Origin of the sequence: Streptomyces phaeolivaceus (assembly GCF_009184865.1) — a bacterium.
Lineage (GTDB): Bacteria > Actinomycetota > Actinomycetes > Streptomycetales > Streptomycetaceae > Streptomyces > Streptomyces phaeolivaceus.
In genome coordinates this window covers 7759292-7779787 of sequence record NZ_CP045096.1, presented here as the reverse complement: position 1 = coordinate 7779787, position 20496 = coordinate 7759292, and the positions used below count along the sequence as shown (strand labels likewise).

Below are 20496 nucleotides of genomic sequence, written 5' to 3'. Positions count from 1 at the left end.
CTGAGGATGGCCCTGCGGGCCGATCCTCAGGACACCCAGGTCTCAGCCCGCCACCGCCACCGTCGGTTCGCCCGAGGCGACGCCGTCCGCTTCCATCTGTTCGGCGATCTTCATCGCTTCCTCGATGAGGGTCTCGACGATCTTGGACTCGGGGACGGTCTTGATGACCTCGCCCTTGACGAAGATCTGGCCCTTGCCGTTGCCGGAGGCGACGCCGAGGTCGGCCTCGCGGGCCTCGCCGGGGCCGTTCACCACACAGCCCATGACGGCCACGCGGAGGGGGACCTCCATGCCGGTGAGGCCGGCGGTGACTTCCTCGGCGAGCTTGTAGACGTCGACCTGGGCGCGACCGCAGGAGGGGCAGGAGACGATTTCGAGGCGGCGGGGCTTCAGGTTCAGCGACTCCAGGATCTGGTTGCCGACCTTGATCTCCTCGACCGGCGGGGCCGACAGGGAGACGCGGATGGTGTCGCCGATGCCCTCGGCGAGCAGCGCGCCGAAGGCGACGGCCGACTTGATGGTGCCCTGGAAGGCGGGGCCCGCCTCGGTGACGCCGAGGTGGAGGGGGTAGTCGCACTGGGCGGCGAGCTGGCGGTAGGCGTTGACCATGACGACCGGGTCGTTGTGCTTGACCGAGATCTTGATGTCGCGGAAGCCGTGCTCCTCGAAGAGGGAGGCCTCCCAGAGCGCGGACTCGACGAGCGCCTCGGGGGTGGCCTTGCCGTACTTCTGGAGGAGGCGGCGGTCCAGGGAGCCGGCGTTGACGCCGATGCGGATCGGGGTGCCGTGGTCGTTCGCCGCCTGGGCGATCTCCCGGACCTTGTCGTCGAACTGCTTGATGTTGCCCGGGTTGACGCGGACGGCGGCGCAGCCGGCCTCGATCGCGGCGAAGACGTACTTCGGCTGGAAGTGGATGTCGGCGATGACCGGGATCTGCGACTTGCGGGCGATGGTCGCCAGGGCGTCGGCGTCGTCCTGCGTGGGGCAGGCGACGCGGACGATCTGGCAGCCGGAGGCCGTCAGTTCGGCGATCTGCTGGAGCGTGGCGCCGATGTCCGACGTACGCGTGGTGGTCATCGACTGGACCGACACCGGGGCGTCTCCACCGACCGCCACGGATCCGACCTGGATCTGCCGGCTCTTCCGGCGCTCGGCGAGCTTGGTCGGAACGGACGGCATGCCGAGAGAAATCGCAGTCATCTGCTGTGCAACCCCAAGTTGTGGATCAGGATCGGTTCCCGGGACGGGCGGGCTCCAGGCTTCGAGATTACGGCACAGGCAGGGGCCCGAGCACATCACCGTCGGCCGGGCCCACCCGGTGAGTGTGCCCGGCCGCCGTGAACCACGGGTGTCTAGGAGATGCGCACCGGGTTCACAAGGTCCGCGATCAGCACCAGGAGGGTGAAGCAGACGAAGATGCCGGCCACCACGTACGCGACGGGCATCAGCTTCGCCACGTCGAACGGGCCGGGGTCGGGCCTGCGCAGCAGCTTGGCCGCGTTCCGGCGGAGCGACTCCCACAGGGCGCCGGCGATGTGGCCGCCGTCGAGCGGGAGCAGCGGGAGCATGTTGAACAGGAACAGGGAGAGGTTGAAGCCGGCCAGCAGGATCAGGAAGCTGGCGAGCTGCTGGGTGGCGGGGATGTCCATGGTGAAGATCTCGCCGCCGACCCGGGCCGCGCCGACCACGCCCATCGGGGAGTCGGCCTCGCGCTCGCCGTCGCCGAAGGTGGCGTCCCACAGGGCGGGGATCTTGGCGGGCAGGGAGAGCAGGGACTCGACGCCGTTCTCCATCATGTCGCCCATGCGGTCGACGGAGTCGCCGAAGGAGAGCGGGAGGATGTCGGAGGCGGGGGTGAAGCCGAGCCAGCCGGCGTAGACGTACTTGTCCTTGACGTATCCGCCCTGGCCGTCGGTCTGGCTGACCTGGTTCTTGATGAGGGTGGTGGTCAGGTCGACCTGCTCGCCCTTGCGGTCCACGGTGAGCGTGACCTGCTTGCCGGGGTTGTCGCGGATGTCGGCCTGGAGGGTGGACCAGTCCTCGACGGGGGTGCCGTCGAAGGCGACGATCTTGTCGCCGGGCTTCAGGCCCGCCGCCTTGGCGGGGGCCTCCTTGTCGCTGTCCTTGCACTTCGAGCGGTTCTCACTGGCGGAGATGACGCAGTCCGAGACCTTGCTGACCGTGGTCGTCGAGGTCTGGGCGCCGAAGGTCATCATCACGCCGAGGAAGATCACGACGGCCAGGATCAGGTTCATGAAGGGTCCGGCGAACATCACGATGACGCGCTTCCACGGCTTGCGCGTGTAGAAGAGGCGCTTCTCGTCGCCGGGCTGGAGCTCCTCGAAGGAGGCCGCGCGGGCGTCCTCGATCATCACGCGCCACGGGGACGTCGAACGGGATTCGATCCTGCCGTCCTCGCCGGGCGGGATCATGCCGATCATGCGGATGTAGCCGCCGAGCGGGATCGCCTTGACGCCGTACTCGGTCTCGCCCTTCTTCTTCGACCAGATGGTCGGGCCGAAGCCCACCATGAACTGGGGCACGCGGACACCGAAGAGCTTGGCGGTGGAGAAGTGGCCCAGCTCGTGCCACGCGATCGAGAACGCCAGGCCGATCACGAAGACCACTATGCCGAGGATGAACATCAGGGTGGTCATGCACGGGCCTCCGCGGTCGTCCGCTCGGTGGGTTTGCCGGTCGAGGTGGTCGAGGTGATGGAAGTGGTCGAGGTGGTCGAGGTGGTCAGTTCGCGGGCCCTGGCGCGCGCCCAGGTCTCCGCTTCGAGTACGTCCGCCACGGTCAGGGAAGTTCCCGTTCCGGGGGTGCCGTGCTCCTCGACGACCCGGGTGACCGTCTCCATGATCGCGTTGAAGGGGAGACCGCCGTTCAGGAACGCGTCGACGCACTCCTCGTTCGCCGCATTGAACACCGCCGGCGCGGTGCCCGCGAGCTGTCCCACGTGCCGGGCGAGCCCGACCGACGGGAACGCGTCGTCGTCGAGGGGGAAGAACTCCCAGGTGGACGCCTTGGTCCAGTCGAAGGCGGGCGCGGCGTCGGGGACGCGCTGCGGCCAGCCGAGGCCGATGGCGATGGGCCCGCGCATGTCCGGGGGCGTCGCCTGGGCCATCGTCGATCCGTCCGTGAACTCAACCATCGAGTGGACATACGACTGCGGGTGCACGACCACCTCAATGCGGTCGAAGGGAATGTCGTAGAGGAGGTGCGCCTCGATGACTTCCAGGCCCTTGTTGACGAGGGTCGCGGAGTTCACGGTGATGACCGGGCCCATGGCCCAGGTGGGGTGCGCGAGGGCGTCGGCCGGCTGCACGTCCGCCAGCTCCGCCTTCGTACGGCCGCGGAACGGGCCCCCGGAGGCGGTGACGACCAGCTTGCGCACATCGGCCCGGGTGCCGGAGGCGAGGGCCTGGAAGAGGGCGGCGTGCTCGGAGTCGACCGGGATGATCTGGCCGGGCTTGGCCACCGCCTTCACCAGCGGGCCGCCGACGATGAGCGACTCCTTGTTGGCGAGCGCGAGGGTGCGGCCCGCCTCCAGGGCGGCGAGGGTCGGGGCGAGGCCGATGGAGCCGGTGATGCCGTTCAGCACGGTGTGGCAGTCGGAGGCGGCGAGGCGGGTGGCGGCGTCCGGTCCGGCGAGGATCTCGGGCAGGGCCTCCCCCGCGCCGTAGGCACTGGTCAGGGCCTCGCGCAGGGCCGGTACGACATCCTCGCGGGCGACGGCGACGGTCCGTACGCGCAGCCGGTGGGCCTGCTCGGCCAGCAGGTCCACCCGCCCTCCGGCGGCGGAGAGCCCGGTGACGCGGAAACGGTCCGGGTTGCGCAGGACGAGGTCGATGGCCTGGGTGCCGATCGAGCCGGTCGATCCGAGGATCACGGTGTCCCGTACGCCGTCGACCGGGTCGAAGACGAGATGCGGATCGGCGAGAGGGGCTGGACTGTCGCTCATCCCTCCATTGTGGCCGCATCCGGTGTCCGGCAGGACCGCGAGTCCCCCGATGTCCCACCGATGTCCCGCTTCGCGCCGTCTGTGGCCGACGGGACTGTTTCTCCGTTTGTGAAGCACGCGTGAAGGTGGGGTGATATGACTTTTCCCTTGTTGATCCGATTTTCGGATCAACCGATCGTGAACGAGGACCCTGGGGGGATCCATGCACAAGCGCGTACGCGCTGCCCTGCCCGCGCTCGCCGGAGCCGTCGCCCTGACCGGGACGCTGCTCAGCAGCCCGGCGGAGGCCGCGGGGGGTGTGGTCATCCACCGCGTGTACTTCGACAGTCCCGGCAAGGACACCCGGACGAACGCGCAGTACAACGGCGAGTGGGTGCAGATCAAGAACACGGGGTCGAAGGCGGTCTCGCTGAAGGGGTGGGTGCTGAAGGACCTCGACAACCACAAGTACACGTTCCTGAACGTGTCGATCGGGGCGAAGAAGACGATCAAGGTGCGTACGGGGTCGGGCAAGGACACGTCCGCGACCAAGTACCAGAACCGCAAGGCGTACGTCTGGAACAACACCAGTGACACCGCGAAGCTGACGAAGGCGAACGGTACGAAGGTGGACTCCTGCTCCTGGACCACGCGGGACGCCAGCGACAAGTACTGCTAGGCGCCGCGCGCGTGGGTCGTTCGTAGGCCGCGGCTCCGTTGTGGCTGGTCGCGCAGTTCCCCGCGCCCCCAGGAGCGGCTGGGGCGCGGGGAGTTGTGGCGGTCAGCGGATGCGGCGGTGGACGTTCTCCTTCTCGCTCGCGCCCGGGGTCGCGTCCGCGATCCACGGGCCCTCGCCCGAGGGGTCGATCACGCCCTCCTCCAGCCACTCGTAGGCGCCGCCGAGGACGCCCTTGACCACCTTGCGGTCGATGTCGTCGGTGTTGCTCCACAGGCGGCCGAAGAGTTCCTCGACGCGGATGCGGGACTGGCGGCAGAAGGTGTCGGCCAGTTGGTAGGCCTCGCGGCCGTGGTCGGTGGTGGTGCGGAGCAGCTCCGCGCGGACGACGGCCGCGCTCATCGCGAAGAGCTCGGCACCGATGTCGACGACCCGGCCCAGGAAGCCCTGCTTGGTCTCCATCCGGCCCTGCCAGCGGGACATGGCGTAGAACGTGGAGCGGGCCAGCTTGCGGGCGTTGCGCTCGACGTAGCGCAGGTGCGCGGCCAGGTCGGGGTGGCCCGTCGGGTGGAACTCGCCGTAGGTGCGCGGGAGTTGCCCGGGGCCCGCGACCAGCTTGGGCAGCCACTTGGCGTAGAAGACACCCGCGTTCGCGCCCGCCTTCGCCTTGTCGGAGAGGGACTTGTCCGGATCGATGAGGTCGCCGGCCACGGTGAGGTGGGCGTCGACGGCCTCGCGGGCGATCAGCAGGTGCATGATCTCCGTGGAGCCCTCGAAGATCCGGTTGATGCGCAGGTCGCGCAGGATCTGCTCGGCGGGGACGGCCCGTTCGCCGCGTGCCCGGAGCGAGTCGGCCGTCTCGAAGCCCCGGCCGCCGCGGATCTGGACCAGCTCGTCGGCGATCTTCCAGCCCATCTCGGAGGCGAACAGCTTCGCGAGGGCGCCCTCGATACGGATGTCGTTGCGGTCCTCGTCGGCCATCTGGGAGGAGAGGTCCAGGACCGCTTCCAGGGCGAAGGTGGTCGCCGCGATGAAGGAGATCTTCTGGCCGACCGCCTCGTGGTGCGCGACCGGCTTGCCCCACTGCTCACGGGCCGCCGACCACTCACGGGCGATCTTCAGGCACCACTTGCCGGCGGCCACGCAGGACGCGGGCAGGGAGAGCCGGCCGGTGTTGAGGGTGGTGAGGGCGATCTTCAGGCCCGCGCCCTCGGGGCCGATGCGGTTCGCGGCGGGGACCCGGACCTGGTGGAAGCGGGTGACGCCGTTCTCGATGCCGCGCAGGCCCATGAAGGCGTTGCGGTTCTCGACGGTGACGCCGGGCGAGTCGGACTCCACGACGAAGGCGGTGATGCCGCCCTTGTGGCCCTCGGACTTGGGGACGCGTGCCATGACGACCAGGAGGTCGGCGACCACGCCGTTGGTCGTCCACAGCTTCACGCCGTCGAGGACGTAGTCGTCGCCGTCGGGCACCGCGCTGGTGGCGAGGCGGGCCGGGTCCGAGCCGACGTCGGGCTCGGTGAGGAGGAAGGCGCTGATGTCGGTGCGGGCGCAGCGCGGGAGGAACTTCTCCTTCTGCTCGGGGGTGCCGAACAGTTTCAGCGGCTGCGGTACGCCGATCGACTGATGCGCCGAGAGCAGCACGCCGATCGCCGGGCTCGCCGATCCGACCAGGGCGAGCGCCTTGTTGTAGTACACCTGGGTGAGGCCGAGACCGCCGTACTTGGGGTCGATCTTCATGCCGAGGGCGCCGAGTTCCTTGAGGCCGTCGATGACCTCGTCGGGGATGCGGGCCTCGCGCTCGATCAGGGCGCCGTCGACCTTGGCCTCGCAGAAGGCGCGGAGCTTGGTCAGGAACTGCTCGCCGCGCCGGACGGCCTCGTCCGTGGGGAGCGGGTGGGGGTGGATGAGGTCGAGGCGGAACCGGCCCAGGAACAGTTCCTTGGCGAAGCTGGGCTTGCGCCAGGCCTGCTCCCGGGCGGCCTCCGCCACCTGGCGGGCCTCACGTTCTGTGACGACGGGCTTCTTGAGGGGTGGGGCGGACATGAGGCTCACCTCGCCGCGAATCGGGATCTGTACCGGAGGGGTACCTGATTGGTTACCGATGGGTGCTACTCGATCGTTGGTACCCGATTCGGGGTGACCCCGCCACCCCTCGCGTCCGTGCTCAGCCGATGTTCACCGAGTACGCCTTCGTGTCCAGCCGGCCGGTGCCCTTGAAGACCTCGGTGCCCGCCTCGATGCCGGAGACGTACTTGTCGTTGCCCAGCAGCTTGCGGCGGACGAGTGCCTGGGTGAAGTCGTCGAGGTTCAGGGTCGCCTTGGTGGTGTTGGCGCGGCGGACGAAGGAGAAGACCTTCCAGCCGATGTCACCGGTGTAGATGTCCCACATCGCGCCGCCGAGGCTGACGCTGCCGTACTTGCTGCCGAGCGGGCCCGCGCCGCCCTGCCGGTTGAGCCAGATCATGACCTCGTCGGTGGGCTGGTCCTGCCAGTCGGCGGTGTTCTTGGAGTGCAGCCACAGGTCGTAGGCGACGTTCATGGTGCCGGGGTTCGAGCTGACCGAGAACTCCCAGCTGGTCCGTACGGGCTTGCGGTCGCCGACCCTGATGGGCAGCCGGGTCGCCGCCTTGTCGGTCTTCCAGCCCCAGTGCCAGCCGAGGACGCTGCTCGCGTAGGACTTCACGTCGTAGTCCTTGCCGGTGCCGCTGTTGGCGAGGCTGTAGCCGGTGCCCCAGGAGATGGTGGAGCCCGAGCGGGAGTTGTCCCAGACGCACTGGGTGCCGGTGGCCTTCTCCCGGTTCCAGACGTTGTTGTTCACGTAGTACTCACCGAGCGTGATCGTGTCGAAGTCCGTGCACTTCTTGGCCTCCTCCCCCGCCATCGCCACGGTCACGGAGGCCCCGACCGCCAGCGCGGTGCCAACGGCCGCGCCGATCTTGGCGGTACGGGTGAGGCGGGGGCGGCGGTGCTGCATGGGGGTTCCTTCCGGGGGCGGTGCGTTACGGGTGCTGGTCGCCGCCGGGGAGTACGAAGGTTGCCGTCCGGTTCTAAGCTGAGACTCCCCCCACCCCTTCCTCCCTGGGCGCCCGGCGAATAATCGAAGCGCTTCGACAACCTATGGACACCCACTCAGCGCCGAGCTACTGTCGAGCCACCCTCACTCGCCCTTGTTCAGAGACAGCGCGCTGTCGAAGCGCTTAAACACGCTTGGAGAGCTGGATGGTCACCCTCGCCGAGGTCGCCTCGCACGCCGGAGTCTCGGCGAGCACGGTGAGCTATGTCCTCAGCGGCAAGCGGTCCATCTCCGCGGGCACCCGGCAGCGGGTCGAGCGGAGCATCCAGGAGCTCGGCTACCACCCGAACGCGGGGGCCCGCGCCCTGGCGAGCAGCAGGTCGAACATCGTCGCCCTGATGGTCCCGCTGCGCACCGACATGTACGTCCCGGTGATGATGGAGATCGCCATCGCGGTGGCCACCACGGCCCGGACGTACGGCTACGACGTGCTGCTGCTCACCGGTGAGGAGGGCCCGGACGCGGTGCGCCGGGTCACCGGCAGCGGGCTCGCCGACGCGATGATCCTGATGGACGTGGAGCTGGACGACGAGCGGCTGCCGCTGCTGCGCGGCACCGACCAGCCGTCGGTACTGATCGGACTGCCGGCCGACACCAGCGGCCTGACCTGCGTCGATCTCGATTTCGGGGCGACGGGCGCGCTGTGCGTGGAGCATCTGGCGATGCTCGGCCACCGTGACATCGCCGTCGTCGGCGAGGCGCCCGCGGTGTACGAACGGCACACCGGTTTCGCCGAACGCACCCTCGACGGACTGCGGTCCCGGGCACGGGAGTTGGGCCTGCGCGTGCTGCACCGCCCCTGTGAGGGCGGCTATGACGCGATGGCCGCGACGCTGGCCCGGATCTTCGACGAACGGCCGGGCACCACGGGCATCGTCGTGCAGAACGAGTCCGCGGTGGAGCCGCTGCTCGCGCTGTTGCGGCAGCAGGGGCGCGCGGTGCCGGAGGACGTCTCGGTGATCGCGGTCTGCCCGGACCAGGTCGCCGTGCAGGCCTCGGTGCGGCTGACGTCGGTGGCGATCCCCGCCCAGGAGATGGGCCGCCGGGCCGTGGAACAGCTGGTCGCCAAGCTGGAGGGCCGGGACACCGACGAAGTGGTGCTGCTGGCCCCCGAGTTGACGGTCCGCGCGAGCACGGGGCCGCTGTCCACGGCCGGTTGAGCCGCCGACGCCGTACGCGAGGCGTCGCCCATCGGCCGGCGCTGCACGGATCGGCCGACGCGGTACGGATCGATCGGCGCTGTACGGAAGCCGCCGTACCGCGGCTTCCCGCTCCTGATGTCCTTCACCCCTCCCTCCCAGGAGACTCTCGTGAATCAGCCTGCCGAGAACCGGACCCCGTCGGGTGCGGTCAGCCTCGCCCAGTCCTCCCCCACCGTCGGCACGTTCCGTGAGCGGGACGGCGCCCTGGAGTGGAGCGGACGCCAGGAGACCCTGCGGATCGAGCCCTGGGGCCCGGACGCGGTCCGGGTCCGCGCCCGCCTCGGCGGCCCGGTCCTCGACGGGCTCCCGGGCGCCCTGCTCGACGAGGCGGAGTCCACCGAGAGCAGCGTCAAGATCGAGGACGGGCAGGGCCGGCTGACCGTCGGCGCGCTGACCGTCGAGGTGAACGCCGAGGGCCTGATCCGCTACAGCCGTACAGCCGACGGAAGCGAGCTGCTGGCGGAGGAGCGCGCGCACTTCTGGTGGCCGGGCTCGCGCCTCTACACCGCCGTCGGCAACGGCCACCACCGCCTGGAGCAGCGGTTCGCCGCGTACGAGGACGAGAAGCTGTACGGCCTCGGGCAGCACCAGCACGGGCGGTTCGACCAGAAGGGCCTGGTGCTGGACCTGGTGCAGCGCAACGCCGAGGTCGGCATCCCGGTGCTCACCTCCAGCCGGGGCTACACCCTGCTGTGGAACAACCCGGCGATCGGGCGGGTCGAGCTGGCCGGGAACGGCACCCGGTGGGTCGCGGACTCGGCCCGGCAGATCGACTACTGGATCACCGCGGGAGATCCGGCCGACGCGCAGCGCCGCTACAGCGCGGCGACGGGCCGTACGCCGATGCTGCCGGAGTGGGCGGCCGGGTTCTGGCAGTGCAAGCTGCGCTATCGCACCCAGGACGAACTCCTCGCCGTGGCACGGGAGTACAAGCGGCGCGGCCTGCCCATCGATGTCATCGTGTGCGACTTCTTCCACTGGACGCACCTCGGTGAGTGGAAGTTCGATCTCGACGAGTGGCCCGATCCTGCCGCCATGGTCCGGGAGTTGGCGGAGCTCGGCATCAAGCTGGTGGTGTCCGTGTGGCCGTCGGTGTCGCCGCTGAGCGAGAACCACCCGGTGATGGAACAGCGCGGCTACTTCATCGGCACGCAGTACGGCCCGATGGCGCACGCCGACTGGCCGGACAAGGGGGTCGCGTCGACGGTCCAGGTGGCGTTCTACGACGCGACGAACCCCGGGGCGCGGGAGTTCGTGTGGGCGCGGGTCAAGGAGAACTACCTGGAGCCGTACGGCATCGACGCGTTCTGGCTGGACGCCTGTGAGCCGGAGCTGAAGCCGGGCTTCCAGGAGAATCTGCGCTACTGGGCGGGGCCCGGTCTGGAGGTCGGCAACATCTATCCGGCCGAGAGCGCGCGGACCTTCTACGAGGGGCTGCGGGCGGCCGGGCAGGAGGAGATCGTCTCCCTCAACCGTTCGGCGTGGGCGGGCAGTCAGCGGTGGGGGGCCGCGCTGTGGTCCGGTGACATCGGTACGGACTTCCCGACCCTGCGGCGGCAGATCGCGGCGGGGCTCAACACGGCGCTGTCCGGCATCCCCTGGTGGAACACCGACATCGGCGGCTTCCACGGGGGTGACCCCGACGATCCGGCGTATCGCGAGGTGATGGTGCGCTGGTTCCAGTTCGGGGCGTTCTCGCCGCTGATGCGGCTGCACGGGTTCCGGGATCCGGGGATGCCGTTGGGGCCGGACATGACCGGGGGGCCGAACGAGGTGTGGTCGTACGGGGAGGAGGCCGGGGCGATCCTGGAGGCGTATCTGCGGCTGCGGGAGCGGTTGAAGCCGTATGTGCTGCGGGTGATGCGGGAGGCCCATGAGGAGGGGCTGCCGGTGATGCGACCGCTGTTCCTGGAGTTCCCGGAGGACACGGCCGCGTGGGGCGTCGACGACGCATATCTGTTCGGGCGGGATGTGTTGGTGGCGCCGGTGCTCGAGGCGGGGGTCGATCGGTGGACGACCTATCTGCCGGCGGGGGCGACCTGGGCTGATGCCTGGACCGGGGAGACGTACGCGGGTGGTCGGTCGGTGACCGTGGACGCGCCTTTGGAGAGGATCCCGGTGTTTCTGCGGGACGGGGTTTCCCTGCCGATCGCCGAGTAGGTGCGCGGTGCGCGCCCGCACGTGGTCAGGAGGAGGGGAGTCGGGGGGCCACCTCTGTCATCAGGAGGTCCAGGTGGGGCAGGTCCGTCAGGTCGCGTAGGCGGACGTATATCCGTGTGACGCCCAACTCCGCGTAGGCGGCCAGCTGTTCGGCTATCAGCATCACGCGGGGGCGCTGGATGAGGGAGCGGCACAGGGCCACGCGCTGCCGCATACCGCCGGACAGCTCGTGCGGGAGGCGGGTGTGGAAGGGGGCGTCCAGGCCGACTTCGACGAGCAACTCGCAGGCGGTCGCCCGGTGTTCGGGCTTGGGGCGGCCGTGGACGACGATGGGCAGCAGGACGTTGTCGAGGGCCGACCGCCAGGGCAGCAGGGCCGGGCGCTGGAAGAGGATCGCGACGTCGCGGCGGGGCCGGCGCACAACTCGCCGAGCTGGCACGGTCGTTGCGGACATCCCGGACGCGGACGTTCCTGCGGTTCCGGTTCCCCGGCGCGCTCCCGCAGATCTTCGTCGGGCTGAAGGTGGCGATGCCGCTGGCAGCCGTGGGCACGGTGATCGGGGAGTTCAGCGCGGGCGACGAGGGGCTCGGCTTCGTCATCGTGCAGTCCGGCGCCAACTCGGACACCGCGCTGGCCTTCGCGGCGGTCGCGCTGCTGGGCGTGATGAGCGTGGCGCTGTTCTATGTGCTGGTGGTGGCGGAGCGGTTGCTGCTGCCGTGGGTGCGGGAGACCACCTCGCAGCGGTAGGACCACCGGGCGGACCGGCCGGACGGCCGTTCGCCGGCCGGGTCTACGCTATGGCGCCACGGCCATCCCATGATCCTCAGGGGTGTGCGCGACCTCTGAGTGAGTGGAGATGACAGAGGATGAACAGCCGTACGGGAGACTCTCGCGGGGGACGGCAGGGCGGCCGGGGCGGGCCCCCGCGCAGGCGGGTGCATCGGACGCGTACGACGATACGGAGCACCGGTGGGTACGTGGAGACGCCGAGGGCGGTGGTGCCGTCGGCGCCGGTCGCGCCCCGGGGTTTCCTGCCGGGGCCCGCGCGGCACATCGCCGTGTGGAGCGCGCTGACGCTGCTGGTGACGGGTGTCGTCTATGTCGGCGTGTGGATCTGTGTGACGTTCCAGACGGCGGTCACCCCGGTGCTGATCGCGCTGCTCGGTACGGCGTTGCTGGGCCCGCTCTACCGGCGGCTGGTGGCGATGCGGTTCAACAGGTCGCTCGCCGCCGGGCTGACCTGCGCGGCCGTGATCGTGGTGATGGGCGGGGCCGCGTACATCGTGGTGGCCGCGCTGATCGACACCGGGGATCAGATCATCTCCTCGCTGCGGGACGCGGCGAAGTCGCTCAGTGAGGAGTTCGGGTTCGCGGGGACCTCGCTGGACGATCTCGCGAAGAACGCCAAGGAGCTGATGTCGAAGTTCGGCGGCACCGCGGCCTCCGGGGTGCTCACCGGGGTCAGCGCGGTCAGCGAGTTCGTCGCGATGGCGATCCTGGCGATGCTGCTGATGTTCTTCTTCCTGCGGGACTCCGACAAGGCGGTCGCGTCCCTGCACTCGCTCGCGCCGCGCGGCAGCGGCGACACCCTGGAGGTGATGGCCCGGCGCGCGTTCCGGGCCATCGAGGGCTATATGCGGGGGACGACGCTGATCGCCTTCATCGACGGTGCCTGTATCGCCATCGGTCTGCTGATACTGCAGGTACCGGGCGCGATCGGTCTCGGCGCGCTGGTGTTCGTCGGCGCGTACATCCCGTATCTGGGCGCGTTCCTGTCGGGCGCCGTGGCGATCCTCGTCGCGTTCGCGGACCGCGGTCTGGTGACGGCGCTCTGGGCGGTCGGCGTCGTCTTCGCGGTGCAGATCCTCGAAGGGAACGTGCTCCAGCCGATGATCCACAGCCGGACCGTGCAGATGCACCCGGCGGCGATCCTGCTGGCGCTCACGGCGGGCGCCTCCATCGCCGGCATCCTCGGCATGCTCCTCGCGGTGCCGCTCACGGCGGCGGTGTCCGGGGTGCTGTCGGAACTGCGGGCCCGGTACGGCGACGGGGCGGGGGCAGGAACGGGTGCAGGGACGGGGGCCGGGGCGACGACCGCACCCCCGGGGACGGCCCAGGTGGCGCGCGCGGCAGGATGATCGACGGCGGTGCGTCCGGACCGGGCGGCGCCCCCGCTCCGGCGAATCCGGAGGGCCGGGGCTCCACCGCCGGTACCGGACCGCGCCGAAGGGAACCCCGATGTCCTCCGCTCCCGTCCCCCTCAAGCTGGCCAATCTGTTACTCCGGCCGACGCTCGGCTCCCGCCGGGACCCCGACCGGGTGTTCGACCGGATCGCCGCCAAGGCCGCGCGGGAGGGCGGGGACGGGAGCGGGGACGGGAGCGGAGAGGGGATCGGGGAGGGCGCCGGGGAGCGGGTGGGGAGCGGGGACGCGGAGTTCGTCGAGGGCTTCCGGTTCCTGCTGCGGGAGTGGGCGAAGGACGAGGAACTCAGCCCGGTCGGCTGGCAGTCCGCGCAGTCCCACGTCCGCAGACACCTCACCAACCGGGCCCGGATCCGGCGGCTGATCGCCGAGAACCCGGCCATCGCGGAAGAGCCCGTCGAGAAGCCGGTGTTCGTGGTCGGTCTGCCGCGCACCGCGAGCACCCTCACCCACGGTGTGCTCTCCCTCTCGGACGACCACCGCTGCCCGCTGCTCTGGGAGTTGCTGGCACCCGGCCTCGAACCCACGCCCGGCGAACGGCAGAAGCGGATCACCACCGCGCGCCGCGTCCTCGACGCCGCCCATCTGCTCAGCCCGCGCTTCCGCGACATCCATCCGATGACCGCCGAGGGCCCGGAGGAGTGCACATTCCTCCTGCCGCACGCCCTGGTGCCGCTGTCCCAGGCCCGCATACCCGCCTACCACGCCTGGCACTTCGAGCGCGATGCCGTGCCGGACTACCGGCATCTCAAGCGGGCGTTCCAGGTCCTCCAGTACGGCCGTCCGCGCCGCCGCTGGATTCTCAAGTCCCCCTTCCACACGGGGAATCTGGACGCGCTGATCAAGGTGTTCCCCGACGCCACGCTCGTGTGGACGCACCGCGACCCGGCCGCCGCCGTGGCGTCCTTCTGCAGTCTGGTCGAGGTCGGCATGGTCACCTCCCGGCGCGAGGTCGACCCGCACGGGCTCGGCGCCACCTGGCTCGACCTGCTGAGCCGGTCGGTCCGGCGGGGTCTCGCCGCCCGTGCCGCCGTCCCCCGCGAGGCGCTGGTGGACCTGCCGTTCTCCGCGCTGGGCTCCGACCCGGCCGCGGGCGCCCCGAAGCTGTACGACGCGGTCGGCGCCCGCTGGACCGAGGCCGACGCCGCCCGGCTCCCGGAGGCCGCGACCCGCGCCAAGGGCAGCCGGCCGCACCGCTACGACCTGGCCCGCTACGGCCTCACCCCCGCCGACGTCGAGTCCGCGTTCGCGGAGTACAACGCGCTGCGGGCCGAGGTCGACCGGGCCTGACGGCACCTGGCACGCGGGAGACCCCGGCCGTGGGTGGCGAGGTCTCCCGCGTTCCTGTGCGCGTGGGTCCTAGTACTGCAACCGCATCTGCGGGTTGTGGCCTCGGCGTTTGTAGTGGGAGCGGCGGGCACGGGCCTGGCTGCGTCGTCGGAAGCGTGACCAGTGCAGATGATGGTCGTTGCTGTGGTGGCGGGGCGTGACGATGATGTGGCCGATCAGTCGGCGGATCTCCGGGACGCTGAGGGGTATGAGGTCTTGCTCGTCGTCCGCTCCGCCCCTTTTGCGGCTTCTGCGGCGCGGACGGCGGTCAGGTAGGCGAGGGCGGCCATGGCCAGGGTGATGTGGCGGTACCAGGCCCGGTAGAGCCTCACCTGGTAGTGGTCCAGGCCGCACTCGCCCTTGGCGGTCTGGAAGCACTCCTCCACCGCCCACCTCGCGGCGGCTACCTTGACCAGGTCTTTCAGCCGGGAGGCCACCGATCCGTAGCAGACGTAGTAGGCGATCTCGGTGGGGTCGCTGATGCTGCGGCGGGCCAGAACCCAGTGCCCGAAGCCGTTCTCCCAGTACGGGCGGATGGCGACGCGGGCCCAGTCGTAGATCCGTTCGCCGTGCGCGCCCTGGCCCCCGGAAACCCGCTTCCACGCTTGCCTGGGCAGGGCGGCGACCAACTGGTCCACCCTGGCGTCGCCGCCGTCCGCCGTGGTCACGGTGTCGTTGACCTTGGTGGCCAGTACGTGCGCGATCCTGCGTTCCTCCAGCCATACCCGCAGGTGCTTGACCTGCCCGTATGCCTCGTCAGCGGTGACCCACGCGAACGGGATGCCTGCGTCGACGGCACGTTGCAGCATCCACTTGCAGTGCTCATTCTTGGTCGCGAAGGGGATCTCGTCGTCGATCCCGGCTGCGCGGCAGCGCTCACGGTCATCCGTCCAGGAAACGGGGATGTAGAGCTCACGGTCGATCAATGCCCGCCCCCTGGCGGAGGCGTAGGCCAGGAAGGTCCCGATCTGGCAGTTCTCCGTGCGGCCGGCGGTACCTGTGTACTGCCGCTGGACTCCGGCGGACTTGGTGCCCTTCTTCAGGAAACCGGTGTCGTCGCAGATCAGGACCGCGTTCTTGGCTCCGATGGTCTCCACGACGAAGTCGCGCACATCGTCGCGGACCGCGTTCTCGTCCCAGTCGGAGTGGTTGAGCAGGCGCTGGACGCCGTCCGGGCGGAGCTGCCCGACCTGCTCGGACAGCGTCCACCCGTTCTTCTTCTCCAGCGGCGCGACGAGTCCGTTCAGGTAGTCCAGCGCCCGCTCGCGGGGCTCCGACCTGCCGAAACGGTGGGCGAACCGGGCATGGAGCCCGGCCACCCCCTCGGACCACGACTCGACCTGCTCAACCGTCAGCGCATCAGCACACAGTCATACCAACGAGACCGCCGACCATCCGTCACGCCAGATGCGGTTGCAGTACTAGCCGACGACCCGGCCCACCTCGATCCGGTCGATGTTCGGGGCCCAGGCGCCCGCGTTGCCGAAGGTCACCTTGTTGGCGCCCTTCCTCAGGTCGACGGGGACGCCCACGGTCCAGTAGTCGTCCCAGCCCCAGGTGTTCTTGAAGGTGACCGTGCGCGGGTCGCCGTCCCCGACCGTGATGTCCGCCGTGCGGGACATGATGTCGGTGTTGTAGGCGTGGCCGTTGTCGCGGCGGTCGTTGTGCGCGTAGTGCACGACGAGGACGTAGCGGCCCGAGGCGGGGGCGTTCACCGTGAACTCGGCGGTGCTGTCCGCGCTGTTGCCGAGCCAGCCGATGTACGAACCGGCCGAGGCGTACGGGGAGTCGACGAGCTTGGCCCCGCCCGCGAGGGTGGCCTCGGCGCCCTCGTACGCGAGGGCGCCGGTGGTGGAGCCCGCGCCGGTGACGTCGAGGGCGCGGACGGCGGTGTGCTTGGCGGTCGCGGTGATCCGGTTGTTGCCCGCGACGAGGTACAGCCGCAGCGGCCGGTCGGGCACCGCCGCCACCGACTGCCCGTGCAGGGCGAGCTTCACCGGCGCCGACGCCCGGGGCACCACCCGGTAGTAGCCGTCGCGCGGGGCGTACACGTCGAAGACCGCCTTGTCGCCGGAGCGCAGCAGGAGGGCGCCGGTGCCGACCCCGGCCGAGGAGGAGTAGTCGTACGACGGCTTGCCGCCGATGTCGGCGAGGGTGGCCTCGTAGGAGGCGGCGGGGTCGGCGGTCCGGGCGGTGAGGTCGATCCGGTCGAGGGTGACCTCGGTGGCGCCCTTGGCGAGGGTCAACCGGTGGTCGCCTGCCGAGAGTTGGACCGTGACGTCCTTCTTCGCGCGGTAGGTCCAGTTCTCGGTGGAGGGGTAGGTGACGGTGACCGGGTCGCCGCCGTCGATGGTCAGTTGCTGGGTGGCCGGGGTCCCGGACTGGTTGCCGTACAGGATCGCCAGGTCGTATGTACCGTCGTTCGGGACCGTCACCGTGAAGTCGACCTTGCTGCCGGGCTGGTTGAGGGAGCCGACGTCCTTGGTGCCGGAGGCCGCGTAGCCGTTGGCGTTGCTCACGGTGCCCTGGGTGTAGACCTTGCCGTCGGTGATGGCGGCGTCCTCGGCCTCGTGGGAGGCGGTCCAGGGGACGGACGGGGTGGTCGGGGTGCCCGTGCCGCCGGGGGTGAGGACGACGCGGTAGGCCGACATCTTGTGCAGCCCCCGCAGCGGGACGGTCACCGTGCCGTCGTCCGCGATCCTCACCTTCGTACGGGACAGGACGCGCGGGGCGGCGTGCTGCCCCTCGTAGCCGGACCAGGCGGCCTCGGCGACGGTCGCGGTGACCGTACGGCCGAAGAGCGACCGGGGCACCTTGCGGACCACGACGTCCGTGTCGGCGGCCGAGCCGCCCAGCAGGACCTGGGCCTGGCGGCGGGAGGTGTCGAGGGAGGCGAGGCCCTGGAGGGTGTCGATGGTGTTCGCCTGCGGCGGGGTGACCTTCACCGTGTTGCCGGTCAGGCCCGCGTACCAACGGAAGAACCACCAGCCGCCGTTGGGGATGTTGGAGCGGACGACGTTGCCGTCCATGTTGCCCGCCGCGTCCCAGTAGGCCTGGTTGGCGTACACCTTGTTCCGCTCGAACATCGAGACCCACTGGACGAGTTGGCCGGGGACGGAGAGGTCACGGCGGTTGGCGTACTCGTCGATGTTGACGGTGAGTGGCTCGATGCCCAACTGCCGCTCGATGGAACGGTAGTTGTCGTAGTGGCCCTGGAAGTCGCGGAGCGAGCCCGAGCCCAGTTCGTGCCAGGTCATGATCTCGGGCAGGACGTTCTCGCGCTGGGCGAAGGTGAGGAAGTCGGTGATCAGCCGGGAGTGGTAGCCGGACTCGTTGGGGCCGGCGATACGGGCGTCGGGGTCGATGGCCCGGATACGCTGGTGGACCGCCTTCCAGTCGCGGAGGAACCGGTCGCGGTTGGCCTCGTACTTCGCCGGGTCGGAGGCGTTGAGGCCGTACCAGATCAAGTCCGGTTCGTTGAAGGGGATGTAGACGAAACGGTCGCTGTTCGGGTCGGCCGAGACCTCCTTGGTGATCTTGTCGACCTTGGGGAGGTAGTCGCCGATGCCCAGGTCGTCGTACGGCCACCTGGGATAGATGTCCTGCATCATCACCAGGACCTCGCCGCCGCCGTTGCGGAAGAACGACCTGGAGACGGTGAGCGCGTCGCCGTTGGGGTGTTGGGCGCCGCCCTCCGGCTTCTGCGAGATGCTGGTGATCTTCAGGGGTGCGAGGGCGGCGTCGCTGGGCACCCCGTCGTCGCTGAGCCCGTACAGCGCGCCGTTGGCGCCGCGCAGCACCGGGCCCTCGGAGGCGGAGAGGTCGACGGTGAGGCGCTGCGGATCGGCCGCCGCTGCCGTCGGGGACGCGTCGGCGGGGAGGGTGCCTGCCATGAAGGTGACTCCAAGTAGTGCTGTGAACAAGGCGGTTCTGGTGCGAGACCTGGTGCGGGTCCGGGTGCGGCTTCTCGTGCGGGTGGGGGTGATCACGCGGCTGGACCTCCGGTCATTTGACGGCTCCACTGGTGATTCCGGACACGATCTTTCGCTGGCCGACGAGGAAGACGGCGACCATCGGCAGGCTCATCACGACGACGTACGCGAAGACGAGATGCCAGTTGTTGAGGTAGAGCTGGGCGCTCGCGACCTTGTAGAGGTTGAGCGGGAGGGTGGCCCGGTCACCGCCGCCGAGGACGAAGAAGGCGTAGAAGATGTCGCTCCAGGCGTAGAGCATCACCATGATCGTGGCGGTGGCGATGACCGGCCGGAGGAGCGGCAGGACGATCCGCGCGAAGATCCGGAAGGGCTTCGCCCCGTCGATCCGGGCCGCCTCCTCCAGTTCCATCGGGATGGCGCGGATGAAGCCCGTCATGAAGAAGATCGAGGTGGAGAGGTACATCCCGGTGTAGACGGCGATCATTCCGGGCCGGGTGCCGGCCAGTCCCAGCTGCCGCAGCTCCATCACGATGGTGATGACGGCCGGCGGCAGCAGCAGTCCGCTGATGCACAGCGCGTACGCCGCCGACACCAGCCGCGACCTGCGGCGCGCGAAGACCCAGGCGGCTCCCGCGCCCAGGATCAGCACGAGCACGACCGAAGGGACCACGACCAGCAGGGAGTTGAGGAGGCCGCGCAGCATCTCGCCCTGGGCGACGGCGTCCTCGTAGTTGGCGCCGGGCTGCCAGTGCCGCGGCAGGTCGAGGTTCGTTCCGATGGCCTCCGCCTGCGGTTTGGCGGAGGTGACGAGGACCAGCCACAGGGGGACGCCGACGGCGAGCCCGGCGAGCAGGAGGACCAGGGCGGGGCGGCCGTAGCGCCACATCACCGTGCTCACAGCAGCTGCTCCCTTCGGCGCAACCCGATGACCAGCGGAATCGCGACGGCGACCACGACCAGGAAGAGGACGAGACTCAGCGCGGAGGCCTGTGCGTACAGGCCCTGTCCGAAGATCCGGAACATGTAGATGTTGAAGACCTCGGTGGAGGCGGCCGGACCGCCGCCGGTCATGGCCTGCACGATGTCGAAGGTGTTCATCGAACCGATGAGCGTGCGTCGGCCTGCCCGGTGAAGGTGCCGGTCCGGTAGTTCTTCTGGGCGAGCCCCGCGTCGAGCAGCTTCTCCTTGTACTTCTTGATCGCCCCGACCACCACCGGGTCGGTCCACTTCTCCTTGTTCTCGTTCAGATCCGCCCACCACTGCTTGTCCAGGTCGGTGAGCTGCACCTGCGTCTGCCACTGGAGGGGCCACTTGTCGCCGCCGGCCTCGTAGAAGGCCGCCGCGTCCGTGTCGTCGCCCACCCGGTGGCCGAGGGCGAGGAGTTCGTCGTACGACTTCGGGAAGTCCTTCTCCTCGATACCCGCCTGCTCGAAGACGTCCTTGTTGTAGTAGACGCCGAGCATGGCGGGGCTGGTGACGATCGCCGCGTACCGCTTGCCGTCGATGACACCGAGCGACTTCTCGGTGTCGCCGAGCCTGGAGACCCACTCCTCGCCGTCGAGGGTGAGGAGGTTCTGCCGCGGCTGGACGAAGGGGAGCGTGGAGACCGACGGCTGCCAGAGCATCAGGTCGGGGCGGTCGCCGGAGGCCAGCCTCGTCGGCACGTTCGACTCATAGGGGTCCGGGACCGGTTGGACCTCCACCTCCGCGCCGGTGGCCTTCTCGAACGCGTCGATGACCTGCTTGGGCGCGGTCACCGTGTTCTGCGCGGTCCACATGGTCAGCTTCACACCGTCGAGCCGGGCGGTGGGATCGACGGCCGCCTGCTTCCCGTCCGCCCCCGTACCCGAGTCCGTGCCGGAGGTCCCCGCCGTGGGGTCGCTGCACGCGGTGGCGGAGAGGCCGAGGGCACAGAGGAGGGCCAGCGTCGGGAGAGCTCTTGTCTTCATCGCGTGCCTTTCGAGAACGGGTGG

General features: G+C 69.8%; 15 protein-coding genes and 2 pseudogenes. 6 read left to right on the top strand and 11 right to left on the bottom strand.

Going from position 1 to position 20496, the window contains the following annotated elements:
* Window positions 1–42 precede the first annotated feature (42 nt).
* The 3 genes from ispG to dxr all read right to left on the bottom strand — a co-directional run bounded on the left by ispG (window position 43) and on the right by dxr (window position 3964).
* Complete coding sequence (gene ispG / locus F9278_RS35840) at window positions 43–1200, bottom strand: flavodoxin-dependent (E)-4-hydroxy-3-methylbut-2-enyl-diphosphate synthase (RefSeq protein WP_086755710.1); 1158 nt, start codon at window positions 1198–1200, stop codon at window positions 43–45.
* A 152-nt stretch (window positions 1201–1352) separates the two neighbouring features.
* Window positions 1353–2657 carry a M50 family metallopeptidase gene (locus tag F9278_RS35835; protein WP_152171998.1) on the bottom strand — a complete coding sequence of 435 codons (1305 nt, stop codon included), beginning with the start codon at window positions 2655–2657 and terminating at the stop codon, window positions 1353–1355.
* On the bottom strand, window positions 2654–3964 hold the full coding sequence (dxr, locus tag F9278_RS35830) for a 1-deoxy-D-xylulose-5-phosphate reductoisomerase (RefSeq protein WP_152171997.1): 1311 nt from the start codon (window positions 3962–3964) through the stop codon (window positions 2654–2656). Before dxr ends, F9278_RS35835 begins: the two co-directional genes overlap by 4 nt.
* A gap of 202 nt (window positions 3965–4166) precedes the next feature.
* Between dxr and F9278_RS35825 the strand changes: the two genes are divergently transcribed.
* A complete protein-coding gene (locus F9278_RS35825; RefSeq protein WP_152171996.1) occupies window positions 4167–4622 on the top strand; it encodes a lamin tail domain-containing protein in 456 nt (151 codons plus the stop codon).
* A gap of 102 nt (window positions 4623–4724) precedes the next feature.
* Here F9278_RS35825 and F9278_RS35820 read toward each other — a convergent pair whose 3' ends face one another.
* Window positions 4725–6665, bottom strand: coding sequence for an acyl-CoA dehydrogenase family protein (locus tag F9278_RS35820; RefSeq protein WP_152171995.1), 1941 nt, complete (start codon window positions 6663–6665; stop codon window positions 4725–4727).
* Window positions 6666–6786: 121 nt separating this feature from the next.
* On the bottom strand, window positions 6787–7596 hold the full coding sequence (locus F9278_RS35815) for a GH12 family glycosyl hydrolase domain-containing protein (protein WP_152171994.1): 810 nt from the start codon (window positions 7594–7596) through the stop codon (window positions 6787–6789).
* A gap of 245 nt (window positions 7597–7841) precedes the next feature.
* Between F9278_RS35815 and F9278_RS35810 the strand changes: the two genes are divergently transcribed.
* Window positions 7842–8855, top strand: a complete 1014-nt coding sequence (locus F9278_RS35810; RefSeq protein WP_152171993.1) for a LacI family DNA-binding transcriptional regulator — start codon at window positions 7842–7844, stop codon at window positions 8853–8855.
* 150 nt (window positions 8856–9005) lie between these two features.
* Entirely contained in the window at window positions 9006–11057 is a 2052-nt protein-coding gene (locus tag F9278_RS35805; RefSeq protein WP_152171992.1) for a glycoside hydrolase family 31 protein, read from the top strand.
* Window positions 11058–11082: 25 nt separating this feature from the next.
* On the opposite strand, the gene F9278_RS35800 is transcribed toward F9278_RS35805, so the two are convergent.
* Window positions 11083–11511, bottom strand: a complete 429-nt coding sequence (locus F9278_RS35800; protein ID WP_152171991.1) for an ATP-binding cassette domain-containing protein — start codon at window positions 11509–11511, stop codon at window positions 11083–11085.
* Between F9278_RS35800 and F9278_RS35795 the strand changes: the two genes are divergently transcribed.
* From F9278_RS35795 to F9278_RS35785, 3 genes are all read left to right on the top strand, one after another.
* Window positions 11502–11804, top strand: a complete 303-nt coding sequence (locus tag F9278_RS35795) for an ABC transporter permease (RefSeq protein ID WP_264300190.1) — start codon at window positions 11502–11504, stop codon at window positions 11802–11804. The two genes, F9278_RS35800 and F9278_RS35795, sit on opposite strands and share 10 nt — an antisense overlap.
* A gap of 311 nt (window positions 11805–12115) precedes the next feature.
* Window positions 12116–13195, top strand: coding sequence for an AI-2E family transporter (locus F9278_RS35790; protein WP_319023151.1), 1080 nt, complete (start codon window positions 12116–12118; stop codon window positions 13193–13195).
* 100 nt (window positions 13196–13295) lie between these two features.
* Complete coding sequence (locus tag F9278_RS35785; protein WP_152171989.1) at window positions 13296–14549, top strand: sulfotransferase family protein; 1254 nt, start codon at window positions 13296–13298, stop codon at window positions 14547–14549.
* Window positions 14550–14764: 215 nt separating this feature from the next.
* On the opposite strand, the gene F9278_RS35780 is transcribed toward F9278_RS35785, so the two are convergent.
* From F9278_RS35780 to F9278_RS35760, 5 genes and pseudogenes are all read right to left on the bottom strand, one after another.
* Window positions 14765–15943, bottom strand: a complete 1179-nt coding sequence (locus tag F9278_RS35780) for an IS701 family transposase (RefSeq protein WP_152166950.1) — start codon at window positions 15941–15943, stop codon at window positions 14765–14767.
* Window positions 15944–16009: 66 nt separating this feature from the next.
* Window positions 16010–18481 (bottom strand): CBM35 domain-containing protein, encoded by a 2472-nt coding sequence (locus F9278_RS35775; protein ID WP_152171988.1) that lies wholly within the window; start codon window positions 18479–18481, stop codon window positions 16010–16012.
* Between the two features lie 112 nt (window positions 18482–18593).
* Entirely contained in the window at window positions 18594–19409 is an 816-nt protein-coding gene (locus F9278_RS35770; protein WP_193242069.1) for a carbohydrate ABC transporter permease, read from the bottom strand.
* Window positions 19410–19417: 8 nt separating this feature from the next.
* Window positions 19418–19633, bottom strand: a pseudogene (locus tag F9278_RS35765) (sugar ABC transporter permease); the annotation flags it as partial.
* Between the two features lie 2 nt (window positions 19634–19635).
* Window positions 19636–20472, bottom strand: a pseudogene (locus tag F9278_RS35760) (ABC transporter substrate-binding protein); the annotation flags it as partial.
* Window positions 20473–20496: the final 24 nt, after the last annotated feature.

Excerpts from the sequence above, each read along its gene's own strand:
- ispG (WP_086755710.1), bottom strand. The coding sequence starts at position 1,200 with ATGACTGCGATTTCTCTCGGCATGCCGTCCGTTCCGACCAAGCTCGCC.
- F9278_RS35835 (WP_152171998.1), bottom strand. The coding sequence starts at position 2,657 with ATGACCACCCTGATGTTCATCCTCGGCATAGTGGTCTTCGTGATCGGC.
- dxr (WP_152171997.1), bottom strand. The coding sequence starts at position 3,964 with ATGAGCGACAGTCCAGCCCCTCTCGCCGATCCGCATCTCGTCTTCGAC.
- F9278_RS35825 (WP_152171996.1), top strand. The coding sequence starts at position 4,167 with ATGCACAAGCGCGTACGCGCTGCCCTGCCCGCGCTCGCCGGAGCCGTC.
- F9278_RS35820 (WP_152171995.1), bottom strand. The coding sequence starts at position 6,665 with ATGTCCGCCCCACCCCTCAAGAAGCCCGTCGTCACAGAACGTGAGGCC.
- F9278_RS35815 (WP_152171994.1), bottom strand. The coding sequence starts at position 7,596 with ATGCAGCACCGCCGCCCCCGCCTCACCCGTACCGCCAAGATCGGCGCG.
- F9278_RS35810 (WP_152171993.1), top strand. The coding sequence starts at position 7,842 with ATGGTCACCCTCGCCGAGGTCGCCTCGCACGCCGGAGTCTCGGCGAGC.
- F9278_RS35800 (WP_152171991.1), bottom strand. The coding sequence starts at position 11,511 with ATGTCCGCAACGACCGTGCCAGCTCGGCGAGTTGTGCGCCGGCCCCGC.
- F9278_RS35785 (WP_152171989.1), top strand. The coding sequence starts at position 13,296 with ATGTCCTCCGCTCCCGTCCCCCTCAAGCTGGCCAATCTGTTACTCCGG.
- F9278_RS35775 (WP_152171988.1), bottom strand. The coding sequence starts at position 18,481 with ATGGCAGGCACCCTCCCCGCCGACGCGTCCCCGACGGCAGCGGCGGCC.
- F9278_RS35770 (WP_193242069.1), bottom strand. The coding sequence starts at position 19,409 with ATGTGGCGCTACGGCCGCCCCGCCCTGGTCCTCCTGCTCGCCGGGCTC.